Origin of the sequence: Pseudomonas sp. AU12215, from assembly GCF_001675465.2 — a bacterium.
GTDB classification, from domain to species: domain Bacteria; phylum Pseudomonadota; class Gammaproteobacteria; order Pseudomonadales; family Pseudomonadaceae; genus Pseudomonas; species Pseudomonas nitroreducens.
Genome location: NZ_MACM02000122.1, coordinates 19,936 through 32,332 on the forward strand (window position 1 = coordinate 19,936; position 12,397 = coordinate 32,332).

Below are 12,397 nucleotides of genomic sequence, written 5' to 3' on the forward strand. Positions count from 1 at the left end.
CTGAAGAGAGATCGATGAGCACTCAAGCCAAAGCCTACCGCGCCAGTATCCTGCACAGCGTCGCCGACCCGGCCGAAGTCGGTGTGGAGCAGTCCTACCAGTATTTCGAGGACGGCATCCTGCTGGTGGAAGACGGCAAGGTCGCCCGCCTCGGCCACGCCGCCGAACTACTGCCGCAACTGGGCGGCGTGGAAGTGGTCGAGTACCGCGATGCGCTGATCACCCCCGGCTTCATCGACACCCACATCCACTACCCGCAGACCGGCATGATCGCCTCCTACGGCGAGCAGCTGCTGGACTGGCTGAACACCTACACCTTCCCCACCGAGAAGCAGTTCGCCGACCCGGCCCACGCCGCCGACGTCGCCGGCATCTTCCTCAAGGAACTGCTGCGCGCCGGCACCACCACCGCGCTGGTGTTCGGCACCGTGCACCCGCAGTCGGTGGACGCGCTGTTCGGCGCTGCGGAAAAGCTCGACCTGCGTCTGATCGCCGGCAAGGTGATGATGGACCGCAACGCCCCGGACTACCTGACCGATACCGCCGAAAGCAGCTACACCGACAGCAAGGCTCTGATCGAGCGCTGGCATGGCAAGGGCCGGCTGCTCTACGCCGTGACCCCGCGCTTCGCCCCCACCAGCACCCCGGAACAGCTCGACGCCGCCGGCCGCCTGCTCAAGGAACATCCGGGCGTGTACCTGCACACGCACCTGTCGGAAAACCTCAAGGAAATCGAGTGGGTCAAGGAGCTGTTCCCGGAGCGCAAGGGCTACCTGGACGTCTATGACCACCACGGCCTGCTCGGCCCGCGCTCGGTATTCGCCCACGGCGTGCACCTGTGCGACGGCGAATGCCAGCGCTTGGCGGAAACCGGCTCGGCCGTGGCCTTCTGCCCGACCTCCAACCTGTTCCTGGGCAGCGGCCTGTTCGACCTGGCGAAGCTGGAGAAGCACAAGGTGAAAGTCGGCCTGGGCACCGACGTCGGCGCCGGCACCAGCTTCTCCCAGCTGCAATCGCTGAACGAAGCCTACAAGGTCATGCAGCTGCAGGGCATCAAGCTCGACCCGTTCAAGTCGCTGTACCTGGCCACCCTCGGCGGCGCCCGCGCGCTGGAACTGGAAGACAAGGTCGGCAGCTTCGCCCAGGGCAACGAGGCCGACTTCGTGGTCCTCGACTACAAGGCCACCCCGCTGCTGGACTACCGCCTGCAGCAGGCGAAAACCCTGGAGGAGAAACTCTTCGCACTGGTCATCCTCGGCGACGACCGTACCGTGAAGGAAACCTTCGCGCACGGTCGCAACGTGCATCGCCGCGGTTGACCCCTTACGGCTTCGGCGCCGGGTCCTCGCTCAGGACCAACCCGGCGCCGGGGCCGCTTTTCTTTCTGTTTCGCACACCCCTCTCCCACAGGGGTGCCGCTCTCCCCGGCCAGCGCAGGAGCGGACTCTATCCGCGCTTGGCCTGTCGAGCGCTGCGTTGGGCGGGTTCGCACGGCTCAGAGCCAACAGGTACGCTACTCCCGCACCTCGACGAGCACCGGACACGGCGCCCGCTCGATCACCCGCTGCCCCACCGATGGATCGAGCAAGCGCTCGATGCGCCCCAGGTGACGATGGCCGATCACAATCAGGTCGCACTCCAGCCGCTCCGCCTCGCGCAGGATCGCCCGCGCCGGATCACCGGCCACCACCGCTCCCGTCGCCACGCACGGCTGCAACTGCACCACGGCATCATCCACCAGCGCCTGGGCCTCGTGCTGCTCCTGCTCCGCCGGCGGGTACTCCAGCGCATCCTGGCGCGGCATGGCGAAAGCGCGGTCCACGGCGCATACCACATGCACCACCGCATCACTGCACCGCGCCAGCTCGGCGGCGCTGGCAATGATCCGCGGCGACTGCGCCGCGCCGTCGATGGCCAGAAGAATCCGCTTGAACATGCCTTTCTCCTTCATGAAACGAAATCCGCCGCCATTCTTCGGGCCAGGGCGCGCACCGTAAAGGCACGCAAAACGTAATTAACCATTGCGTCAAACGCACGCTTGCCCATCGAGCCCGTCGCAATGGAACATGAATAGCAACGCGCCCATCCTTCGGAGTCACCATGGCCCTGCCCGATCTCAACCTGCTGGTCGCCCTCAACATCCTGCTCGAAGAAGGCAGCGTGGTCGGCGCCGCGCGGCGCATGCACCTCAGCCCGCCGGCGATGAGCCGCACCCTGTCGCGCATCCGCGAAGCGGTGGGCGACCCGATCATGGTTCGTGCCGGGCGCAACCTGGTACCGACGCCTCGCGCACTGCAGTTGCGCGAGGAAGTCAGCGACCTGGTGGAACACGCCATGCGCCTGTTCAACGCCAAGGAAAACCTGCGCATGGACCAGTTGGAGCGCTGCTTCGTGCTGCGCTCCAACAACGTGCTGGTGGGCGGCTTTGCCTCGCGCATGCTGGCGGTGATGAAGGAAGAAGCGCCTCGCTGCAGCCTGCGCATTGCCCCGGAAGCGGACTTCGATGACGAAGCCCTGCGGCAGAACCGCATCGACCTCTATATCGGCGCCACCTCGACGCTGGAGCCGGAAATCCGCACGCAGACGCTGTTCACCACCAACTTCGTCGGCCTGGCGCGGCGCGACCACCCGATATTCGACGACGAGATCACCCCGGAACGCTTCGCTTCCTTTCCTCAGATCAGCGTGTCCCGCCGCGGCCGCGCCATCGGGCCGATCGACGAGGAACTGGCGAACCTCGGCCTGCGCCGCGAGATCCGCCTGACCGCGCCGACTTTCCACTCCTCGATCTTCGCCCTGCTGGAATCCGACCTGGTACTGCCCATCGCCGAGCATTCGCTGTGGCGCCTGGACCGCCTGGGCTTCGCCCTGCGCCAGTTCGACATCCCGCTGCCGCTCAAATCCGTGGTAATCCTCCAGGCCTGGCACCCGCGCTTCGACAACGACCCGGCGCACAGCTGGCTGCGGCAGACGGTGAAGCGTGTGTGCATCGAATTGCGCGAGAGCTCCGGCCTGCTGAGCTGATCGCGCGACAAGTGCGTCAAATGCACTGATTAGCTGCAATCATTTCAATTTCCACAGCTATCGACCTTCCCTAGACTCGGTCGCAAATACCCGAGTTGATTCCTATGCCTTGCACATCACCGCCTGCCGGCGGCGGCATCGGCCACCCCCGTGGAGGCCGGCCATGACCGCGCTCGCCCCGATTTCCGCTGCCCATCCGCAACCGGCCAAGCCAGCCACGCCAGCTGCTGCCCAGCCGTTCGGCCTGCGCATCGTGGTCGGCATGCTCGGCGTGCTGATCGCCTCCCTCAGCGCCGGGCTCAACGAGAAGGTCACGGACCTGGCCATGACCGACGTGCGCGGCGCACTGTCCATCGGCCATGACGAAGGCACCTGGCTGCTCGCCCTGTATTCGGCGGCGCAGGTCGCCGCCATGGCCTTTGCGCCCTGGTTCTCGGTCACCGTCTCGCTGCGCCGCTTCACCCTCGGCGCCATCGCCGCCTTTGCCCTGCTGGCACTGCTCTGCCCCTTTGCGCCGAACGTCGAGACGCTCTACCTGTTGCGCCTGCTGCAAGGCTTCGCCGGCGGCTGCATGCCGCCAATGCTGATGACCGTGGCGCTGCGCTTCCTGCCGCCGGGTATCAAGCTTTACGGCCTGGGTGCCTATGCGCTGACCGCCACCTTCGCGCCCAATCTCGGCATGCCCCTGGCGGCGCTGTGGACCGAATTCGTCGGCTGGCACTGGGTGTTCTGGCAGGTCATTCCACTCTGCGCCGTGGCGCTCGCTGCCGTCGCCTGGGGCATCCCGCAGGACCCGCTGCGCCTGGAACGCTTGCGTCAGTTCGACTACCTGGGCCTTTCACTTGGCTTGCCGGGCATCCTCATGCTGGTGATCGGCCTCTTGCAGGGCGAGCGCCTGGACTGGTTTGAGTCGGACCTGATCACCCTGCTGGTGATCGGCGGCGCCGGGCTGCTGGCGGCGTTCTTCGTCAACGAGTGGACGCATCCGCTGCCGTTCTTCCGCCTGGACATCCTCAAGCGGCGCAACTTCACCCACTCGCTGATCACCCTCGCCGGCGTGCTGGTGGTGCTCGGCGCGTGCTCCGGCGTGCCGGCGTCGTACCTGGCCTCGGCCCACGGTTATCGCCCGCTGCAATCGGCGCCAATGGCGCTGCTGGTGGCGCTGCCGCAGCTGATCTCCCTGCCGCTGGTGGCCGCGCTGTGCAATATCCCACGCGTGGATTGCCGCTGGGTGCTGGCCATCGGCATCAGCCTTTGCGGGCTCTCGGCCTTCGGCATGAGCCAGCTGACCAGCGAGTGGACGCGGGAGAACTTCTACGCCCTGCTGGCGCTGCAGATCATCGGCCAGCCGATGGCCGTGGTGCCGCTGCTGATGTCCGCCACCAGCGTCGTCGCGCCCATCGAAGGGCCGTTCGCCTCGGCCTGGTTCAACAGCGTGCGCGGCTTCTCCGCAGTGCTGGGCAGCGCCATCGTCTCGTTCCTCATGACCTGGCGCGAGCACTACCACTCAAACCGCCTGGTCGACCACCTGGGCAACGCCTCGCAAGCCCTCGGCCTGCGCCTTGAACAACTGGGCGGCGCCGAGAACGTCAGCCGGCTGGCCGGGCAGGTGCGCGGTCAGGCCGGCGTGCTCGCCGCGTCCGACACCCTGCTGGCGATGTCCTGGCTGGCCGCCGCCCTGCTCGTCCTGATTCCCCTGATGCCGCTGCGGGTCTACCCGCCGCGCCCCGTCGTTCCTGCTCATTGAAAGGTCTGCCCATGTCGAAACTGAATTCCCGTCGCGGCAGTCTGGCCCTGGTTGCCGTGCTGCTGCTCGCCCTTGTCGTCTACCTGCTGCTGCGCCTGCTCGGCCCGAGCCGTGAGCAGAGCACGGACGATGCCTACGTCCACGCGGACTTCACCCTGGTGGCGCCGAAGGTCGCCGGATTCATCGAGGAAGTGCTGGTGGACGACAACCAGTCGGTGAAGGCGGGGCAGGTCCTGGCGCGCATCGACGCCCGCGACTACCGCACCGCGCTGGCCGCTGCCGAAGCCGACGTGCTGGCCGCCGAGGCGCGTCACCACCACGTCGCTGCCGACCTGGAACGCCAGCAGGCAGTGATTGCCCAGACCGCGGCCCAGGTACAAGCCGACCTGGCCGCGCTGACCTTCGCCTCGCAGGAACTCAACCGCTACCAGCACCTCGCCAGCCAAGGCGCCGGCACCTTGCAGAACGCCCAGCAGGCGCGCTCGCGTGTCGACTCGGCGAAAGCCGTGCTCGACAAGAACAAGGCCGCCGCCCTCGCCGCCCGCAAGCAACTCGACGTGCTGCTGGCCCAGCAGGCCGAAGCCCTCGGCGCGCTGAAACGCGGCCAGGCGCAGTTGCAGCAGGCGCAACTGAACCTGTCGTATACGGAAATCCGTGCGCCCTTCGACGGCATGGTCGGCCGCCGTGCCGTGCGCGTGGGCGCCTACACCACACCGGGTAATGCATTGCTGGCCGTGGTGCCGCTGCAGGATGCCTATGTGGTCGGCAATTTCCAGGAAACCCAGCTCACCGACGTCCAGCCCGGCCAGATGGTCGAGATCAGCATCGACACCTTCCCCGGCGAGAAACTGCGCGGCCACGTCGACAGCATCGCCCCGGCCACCGGCCTGAGCTTTGCGCCGATCGCGCCGGACAACGCCACCGGCAACTTCACCAAGATCGTCCAGCGCATCCCGGTGAAGATCGTTCTCGACGCCGACCAGCCGCTGCGCGACAAGCTGCGTGTGGGTATGTCGGTCATCGCGCGGATCGACACCGGCAAGCACGCCGACGGTGAGCAGAAGGTGGCCGTGCAATGATCGCCAAACGCGCGCCTCTCTTTCTAACTCTGCTCGCACTCGGCGCCTGCAGCGTCGGCCCGGACTTCCAGCGCCCGGACGATGCCGACGCGGTGAGCTGGTCCGCCCGGCGTGGTGATGCACCGAGCCAGGCACTCAATGCGCCGCTGGAAGCGCAGTGGTGGACGCTGCTGGGCGACCCGCAGCTCAACGACCTGCAACGCCGAGTGGCGGATGCCAACCTCGACCTGCGCGAAGCCGATGCGCGCCTGCAGCAGAGCCGGGCGATCCGCCAGGCACTGGGCGGCGATGCCGTGCCCAACATCGGCGCAGACCTGGGCTACCAGCGCAAGCGCAACAGCGAGGTCGGCCTGAACGACCCGTCCGGCAAAGCCGGCAAGGACAACTTCAACCAACTCGACGGTGGCTTCGACCTGTCGTGGGAGCTGGACTTCTGGGGCCGCGTGCGCCGCGAGCTGGAGGCCGCCGACGCCAACGTGCAGGCCACCGAGGCAAGCCGCCGCGACGTATTGGTTTCGGTGCTCGCCGAGACCGCACGCAACTACCTGCAACTGCGCGCCGAGCAAGACCTGGAAGCCATCATCCGCAGCAACCTCGAGATCGCCCAGCGCAGCCTGGACCTCACCCGCCTGCGCCGCGCAGACGACGTCGCCACCGGGCTGGACGTGGCCGAAGCGCTGACCCAGGTGGCCAGCATCGAGGCACGCCTGCCCGACAGCCAGAAGCGCCAGGCGCGACTGATCAACGCCCTGGGCTACCTGCTTGGCGAAGCGCCCGGCGCACTGCAAGCTGAGCTCGCCCAGGCCAAGCCGGTGCCGCAGCCACCGCGCAACGTGCCAGTCGGCCTGCCCTCGGAACTGGCCCAGCGCCGCCCGGACATCCGCCGTGCCGAGGCAACGTTGCACGCCGCTACCGCCAGCATCGGCGTGGCCAACGCGGACTTCTACCCGCGCATCAGCCTAAATGGCAGCTTCGGTTTCCAGGCGTTGCAGCTGTCGAACTTCGGCGACTGGAACAGCCGCACCTTCGGCATTGGCCCGAGCCTGTCGCTGCCGATCTTCGAAGGCGGCCGGCTGAAGGGCATGCTCGCCCTGCGCGAGGCGCAGCAGCAGGAATCGGCCATCGCCTACCGCCGCACCGTGCTCAACGCCTGGCGCGAAGTGGACGATGCGCTCACCGACTACGCCGCCGACCAACGCCGCCTGGCCAGCCTGGACAGCGCTGCCGAACACGGCCGCACCGCCCTGGCCAACGCCCGCGAACAATACAAGGCCGGTGCGGTGGACTTCCTCAACGTGCTCAGCGCCCAGCGCGAACTGCTGGCCACCGAGGAACAGCAGGTGCGCGGCCGCGAAGCCGTGGCGACCACCCTCGTGCTGCTCTACAAGTCACTGGGTGGCGGCTGGCAGCAGGCCGAGGAAAGCGCCCAATCCCTGTAGCAGCGAGCTTGCTCGCGAACGCATCGCACCTTGAGACGCCGGCGTGCGTCGGATTGGCGAGCAAGCTCGCTCCTAGGAAAGCGCCCCGTGCAGAAACGAAAAAGCCCCGCAGATGCGGGGCTTCTTTCTGGCTCGGCGATCAGGCCGCCGAGTCGGCGTCCGCCTTGCTGCGGCGCGGCTTCTTCTTGCCGGCCAGCAGGTGCGAGAAAACCGCGTGCAGGTCGCCGGAGGCGCCGTCCACGTCCAGGTTCAGCTTGTCGTCGATGTGCGCCATGTGGTGCATCATCAGGGTCACGGCCTTTTCCTTGTCGCCCTTCTCGATGGCGTCGAGGATTTCGTTGTGCTCGTCGAACGAGCAATGCGAGCGGCCGCCACTTTCGTACTGGGCGATGATCAGCGAGGTCTGCGACACCAGGCTGCGCTGGAACACCACCAGCGGGGCGTTCTTCGCCATCTCGGCCAGCTTGAGGTGGAATTCGCCGGAGAGGCGGATGCCGGCGCCACGGTCGCCACGGGCAAAGCTGGACTGCTCCTGCTTGACCATGTCGCGCAACTCGGCCAGAGCGTCACCGCTGGCGTTGTCCACGGCCAGTTCGGTGATCGCGCGCTCGACGGTGCGGCGGGCGAAGAGGATCTGCCGGGCTTCGTCGATGCTCGGGCTGGCCACCACCGCACCACGGTTCGGGCGCAGCAGCACGACCTGCTCGTGGGCCAGGCGCGACAGGGCGCGACGGATGATGGTGCGACTAACGCCGAAGATTTCACCCAGGGCTTCTTCGCTCAGCTTGGTACCGGGCGCCAGACGCTGCTCGAGGATGGCGTCGAAAATATGCGCGTAGACGATTTCGTCCTGAGTGCCGCTGCGCGCCTTGCCATTGCGCGGCTGCTTCCTGATCTGTTGCAACTGGTCGGTCATCGGAGTCGAACCCTGCTCAGCCGGTGCGAACCGGCGCGAAATCCGTGGGGGCTGGAGTGAAGCTGGCCGCGGGCCAGGCATGGCGCACAGTGTACACAAAGTGGCCACTATCGTGCAGCCGTCATGATCGACTCGCCGTCAACCCCAGAGCCCCGGGGCACAGGAGCTTGGCCAAGGCCAACCTGCGACCATTCCGACGCTTTGCTTGTAAAAATCTTTCAGCAAGACACTAAACATTATTTGAACTTTTTGTACACAACTGCATAATCGCGGCGTGACTTCCTGACCCAAAGGTCAACATTCACACCCTCACAACTCTTTCCGTTAGCGCAAGGGACGCAGGTGAACCAGCCGACGGCAAGGGACCAACAACAAGAGCGTTGAGGAGTACCGCTGTGGAAAGCACCAAACAAGAACAACAAGCCTTTGCATCCAGTCCCCCCGCCACCGGCCTGCTCGAACGCCTGTTCAAGCTGAGCCAGCATGGCACCACCGTGAAGACCGAACTCGCCGCGGGTCTCACGACTTTCATCACCATGGCGTACATCATCTTCGTCAACCCCAACATCATGGCCGACGCGGGCATCGATCACGGCGCCGCCTTCGTGGCTACCTGCCTGGCCGCCGCGCTGGGCTGCTTCCTCATGGGCCTGTACGCCAACTGGACGGTGGGCCTGGCGCCGGGCATGGGCCTCAACGCTTTCTTCACCTACACCGTGGTCAAGACCATGAACTACAGCTGGGAGATCGCACTGGGTGCAGTGTTCATCTCCGGTATCGCGTTCATGATCCTGACCTTCTCGCGTATTCGCGAGTGGCTGCTCAATAGCATCCCGGTCAGCCTGCGCTTCGCCATGGGCGCCGGCGTCGGCCTGTTCCTCGGCCTGATCGGCCTGAAAACCGCCGGCATCGTGGTTGCCAGCCCCGCCACCCTGGTTCACCTGGGTGACCTGACCAGCCCCGGCCCGCTGCTCGCCGCCATCTGCTTCCTGATGATCGCGGTGCTGGAATACCGCCGCGTGTTCGGCGGCATCCTGATCAGCATCCTCACTGTCACCGTGGCCGGCATCGCCTTAGGGATAGTCAAGTTCGGCGGCGTGTTCTCCATGCCGCCGAGCCTGGCGCCAACCTTCCTGGCGATGGATATCTCCGGCGCGTTCAACGTGACCATGATCAGCGTGATCCTGGCCTTCCTCTTCGTGCATATGTTCGACACCGCCGGCACCCTGATGGGCGTAGCCCAGCGCGCGCACCTGGTGCGCGAGGACGGTCGCATCGAGAACCTGTCGAAAGCGATGAAGGCCGACAGCACCTCCAGTGCCTTCGGCGCGGTGCTCGGCGTACCGCCAGTGACCAGCTACGTTGAGAGCGCGGCCGGTGTCGCTGCCGGTGGCCGTACTGGACTGACCGCCGTGGTAGTCGGCGTGCTGTTCGTCGCGGCGATGTTCTTCGCCCCGTTGGCCGGCATGATCCCCGCCTACGCCACCGCCGGCGCGCTGATCTACGTTGCGATGCTGATGATGGGCGGTATGGCCCACATCGACTGGAACGAGCACACCGAGACCATCCCGGCGATCGTCACCGTGATCATGATGCCGCTGACCTTCTCGGTCGCCGACGGTATCGCGCTGGGCTTCGTGACCTACGTGGCGATGAAGGTCTTCACCGGCCGCCACAAGGACGTGACCATCAGCCTGTACGCGCTGTGTGCGATCTTCGTGGCGAAGTTCATCTTCCTCTGAGCCGCCGCCGCGTCTGATAGAAACTAAGACCCCGGCGATTGCCGGGGTTTTGGTTTCCGTTCGCGGCCTGATCAAGTCCTGAACCGCTGTATCGTGATCAGGACGAGGCGTCAGGGACCCTCACTTTGAAACTGAACTCCGTGCCGACGCCCAGGCGACTCTTGACGCTAATGTCGCCCCCCATCAGTGTCACCAGGCTTTTGCACAAGGCCAGCCCCAGTCCAGACCCCCCTTGTCCGATACGCAGCCCATCGAGATCATAGGAAAACGGCTCGAAAAGATGCGCCAACTCGACATCGGAAATGCCAACTCCCGTGTCGATCACATCCACCTGAACCTCTACCATTCCCTGGCCCTTCCCCCTGGCGCAAAGCCGCACAATCACGCTTCCCTGCTCAGTGAACTTGACCGCGTTGCCCAACAGATTCTCCATTATCTGCCGCAGACGTGGCGCGTCGCACCAGACTCGCGGCTGCAGAGCAAGGTCGAAGTTGGTTTCCAGGCTTATTCCCTTGGAGGCGGCAGAGTCGGCTACCGATTCAACCTGACGGGAGACCAGAGTTCGTAAATCGGTCTCTTCCACGTTCAATTGAAGCCGCCCGGATTTGGCCCGATTGAGTAACTGCAGGTCGTCCAGAACATGCAACAGATTGCTGGCCTGCGAGCGGGCGACCAGAAGGGGTTCGCGCCGGCGCCTGGCGTCGTCCTGATTCAGTGCAAGGTCAATCATGGCGACAATGGTCTGGATAGGTCCCTGCATCTCGCTCCCCATCCCCGCCAGGAACTGCGTCTTTCCCCTGCTGATGGATTCAATGCGGGCATTGGCATTGCGCAACGCGCGGACCAGATCATCCTGGTCGGTGATATTGATCGCCCCGCAAATAGCACCCAGCAACGTTCCGGTGCCGTCTCGATACGGCCGCCCCCAATGATGGAATACCCTGCGGCCCTTGACCGTACGCAACTCGACATCCGAGTCGTAAGGTTCGCCTCGCGCAATATTCGCAATCATCCTTTCGCGAAGAAAGTCCCACTCATTGGAGTCGCTAAAAACCCCCAACTCGCCGACCCAACTGCCAACGACGGCCTCCAGGGGCAACCCCAGATAGCTCAACGCCGTTGCATTGCAGTAGCGCACCCGACCATCCAGCCCACGCACGCTCATCGGGTAGGGAAGCGAGTCGATCATGTGGCGCAGAAGCTCGAATTCCCGCTTCTGCTCATCGTCAAGCTCCGATTCACCTCCCCCCTCTTCCTTTGCGCCTCCCTCGACCAGCCCGTGGCGCCGGCCGATATCGACCAGCTCCACCAGCGATTTGGCGTGCAGCTTCTGCATAAGACGCACTTTGTAGGTGCTCACGGTCTTGTCGCTGATAGACAACTGATCGGCGATGGCAATGTTGCTCAAGCCTTGGGCCAGCAATTGCAGCACGCTCAGTTCACGCACCGAGAGGTCCTTGAGCAGGCCGCCATGCCCCGCCTCCTCCGCAGCATTCACACTGCCCAGGGCGTGGCTGGGGAAGTAGCTGTGCCCCTGGGCGATGGCTCGCACCGCCTCGCGCACGGCCTGCGGGTCCTCCTGCTTGCTGACGAAGCCGGCAGCGCCGGCCGTCAGGCAGCGGCCGGCGAAATACTCGGAGTCCTGGGAAGTGAGCACCAGCACCTTGACCGGCGACTCCTGGGCCACCAGGCGTTGCAGTACCTCCAGGCCACCCAGCCGCGGAATCGACAGTTCGAGGATCATCAGGTCCGGCTTGCACAGGCGCGCCTGGTGCAACGCATCGGGGCCGTTGTCCGCCTCGCCGACTACCTCGTGCCGGTCCGCCTCCATCATCAGGCGCAGCGCATGGCGGGTAACCGGTTGTTCATCGACGATCAGGATTCTGCTCATGCCACTTCTCACGAATTCGGTATCTCTCCTTCTAGTCCAACTACCGCGTTTGCGCCCATAAAACCCAGGCATATTGCTGAATGACGGGCAAAAAAAAGCCCGCAGTGTGGGCGGGCCGAGGAAGACTCCACGAAGAGTCCGGGGGAAGACCTACGGGCGGGGACTAGCTACCGCGATAGGTGGAATAGCTGTAGGGGGAAATCAGCAGCGGCACATGGTAGTGGTCGCTTTCCGAGGCAATGCCGAAGCGCAGCACGACCTGGTCGAGGAACGCCGGCTGGGGCAGCTCCACGCCACGGGCGCGGTAGTAGTCGCCGGCATTGAACAGCAGCTGGTAGACGCCGGCGCGGAAATCCTCGCCCTGCAGCAGCGGCTCGTCGCAGCGGCCGTCATCATTGGTCACGCGGGTGGCGATCAGCTCGAGCTGCTGGCCCTCGACACGGAACAGTTCGATCTTGATGCCATGGCCCGGGCAGCCGTGGGCGGAATCCAGTACGTGAGTGGTCAAGCGTCCCATGGGCTATCGGTGTCTGACGGCGGCGCCGGCGGACACCTTCCT

10 protein-coding genes are annotated in these 12,397 nt (G+C 65.3%); 6 read left to right on the top strand and 4 right to left on the bottom strand.

Going from position 1 to position 12,397, the window contains the following annotated elements; genetic code table 11:
* Positions 1-14: 14 nt before the first annotated feature.
* Complete coding sequence (gene guaD / locus A9513_RS16020; protein WP_065085055.1) at positions 15-1,319, top strand: guanine deaminase; 1,305 nt, start codon at positions 15-17, stop codon at positions 1,317-1,319.
* Positions 1,320-1,513: 194 nt separating this feature from the next.
* Here guaD and A9513_RS16025 read toward each other — a convergent pair whose 3' ends face one another.
* On the bottom strand, positions 1,514-1,936 hold the full coding sequence (locus A9513_RS16025; protein ID WP_024763904.1) for a universal stress protein: 423 nt from the start codon (positions 1,934-1,936) through the stop codon (positions 1,514-1,516).
* Positions 1,937-2,100: 164 nt separating this feature from the next.
* Between A9513_RS16025 and A9513_RS16030 the strand changes: the two genes are divergently transcribed.
* The 4 genes from A9513_RS16030 to A9513_RS16045 all read left to right on the top strand — a co-directional run bounded on the left by A9513_RS16030 (position 2,101) and on the right by A9513_RS16045 (position 7,289).
* The gene (locus A9513_RS16030) at positions 2,101-3,024 is read left to right on the top strand and encodes a LysR family transcriptional regulator (RefSeq protein WP_037017040.1); all 924 of its coding nucleotides are present in this window, start codon (positions 2,101-2,103) and stop codon (positions 3,022-3,024) included.
* Between the two features lie 163 nt (positions 3,025-3,187).
* Positions 3,188-4,771 (top strand): MFS transporter, encoded by a 1,584-nt coding sequence (locus A9513_RS16035; RefSeq protein ID WP_065085056.1) that lies wholly within the window; start codon positions 3,188-3,190, stop codon positions 4,769-4,771.
* A gap of 11 nt (positions 4,772-4,782) precedes the next feature.
* Positions 4,783-5,850 carry an HlyD family secretion protein gene (locus tag A9513_RS16040; RefSeq protein ID WP_065085057.1) on the top strand — a complete coding sequence of 356 codons (1,068 nt, stop codon included), beginning with the start codon at positions 4,783-4,785 and terminating at the stop codon, positions 5,848-5,850.
* Positions 5,847-7,289: an efflux transporter outer membrane subunit gene (locus A9513_RS16045; protein ID WP_065085058.1), complete on the top strand. Its 1,443-nt coding sequence runs from the start codon at positions 5,847-5,849 to the stop codon at positions 7,287-7,289. Before A9513_RS16040 ends, A9513_RS16045 begins: the two co-directional genes overlap by 4 nt.
* A gap of 139 nt (positions 7,290-7,428) precedes the next feature.
* Here A9513_RS16045 and A9513_RS16050 read toward each other — a convergent pair whose 3' ends face one another.
* On the bottom strand, positions 7,429-8,205 hold the full coding sequence (locus A9513_RS16050) for a GntR family transcriptional regulator (RefSeq protein WP_037017034.1): 777 nt from the start codon (positions 8,203-8,205) through the stop codon (positions 7,429-7,431).
* Positions 8,206-8,600: 395 nt separating this feature from the next.
* On the opposite strand from A9513_RS16050, the gene A9513_RS16055 reads away from it, so the two are divergent.
* Positions 8,601-9,947 (top strand): NCS2 family permease, encoded by a 1,347-nt coding sequence (locus tag A9513_RS16055; protein ID WP_065085059.1) that lies wholly within the window; start codon positions 8,601-8,603, stop codon positions 9,945-9,947.
* Positions 9,948-10,044: 97 nt separating this feature from the next.
* Here the strand turns inward: A9513_RS16055 and A9513_RS16060 are convergent, their stop codons facing one another.
* Together A9513_RS16060 and uraH are read right to left on the bottom strand one after the other, a co-directional pair.
* The gene (locus A9513_RS16060) at positions 10,045-11,838 is read right to left on the bottom strand and encodes an ATP-binding protein (RefSeq protein ID WP_065085060.1); all 1,794 of its coding nucleotides are present in this window, start codon (positions 11,836-11,838) and stop codon (positions 10,045-10,047) included.
* Positions 11,839-12,001: 163 nt separating this feature from the next.
* On the bottom strand, positions 12,002-12,355 hold the full coding sequence (uraH, locus tag A9513_RS16065) for a hydroxyisourate hydrolase (RefSeq protein ID WP_024763899.1): 354 nt from the start codon (positions 12,353-12,355) through the stop codon (positions 12,002-12,004).
* Positions 12,356-12,397: the final 42 nt, after the last annotated feature.

What these genes read in the sequence shown, in the direction of transcription:
- guaD (WP_065085055.1), top strand. Translation starts at nt 15, where the DNA reads ATGAGCACTCAAGCCAAAGCCTACCGCGCCAGTATCCTGCACAGCGTC.
- A9513_RS16050 (WP_037017034.1), bottom strand. Translation starts at nt 8,205, where the DNA reads ATGACCGACCAGTTGCAACAGATCAGGAAGCAGCCGCGCAATGGCAAG.
- A9513_RS16060 (WP_065085060.1), bottom strand. Translation starts at nt 11,838, where the DNA reads ATGAGCAGAATCCTGATCGTCGATGAACAACCGGTTACCCGCCATGCG.
- A9513_RS16040 (WP_065085057.1), top strand. Translation starts at nt 4,783, where the DNA reads ATGTCGAAACTGAATTCCCGTCGCGGCAGTCTGGCCCTGGTTGCCGTG.
- uraH (WP_024763899.1), bottom strand. Translation starts at nt 12,355, where the DNA reads ATGGGACGCTTGACCACTCACGTACTGGATTCCGCCCACGGCTGCCCG.
- A9513_RS16030 (WP_037017040.1), top strand. Translation starts at nt 2,101, where the DNA reads ATGGCCCTGCCCGATCTCAACCTGCTGGTCGCCCTCAACATCCTGCTC.
- A9513_RS16035 (WP_065085056.1), top strand. Translation starts at nt 3,188, where the DNA reads ATGACCGCGCTCGCCCCGATTTCCGCTGCCCATCCGCAACCGGCCAAG.
- A9513_RS16025 (WP_024763904.1), bottom strand. Translation starts at nt 1,936, where the DNA reads ATGTTCAAGCGGATTCTTCTGGCCATCGACGGCGCGGCGCAGTCGCCG.
- A9513_RS16045 (WP_065085058.1), top strand. Translation starts at nt 5,847, where the DNA reads ATGATCGCCAAACGCGCGCCTCTCTTTCTAACTCTGCTCGCACTCGGC.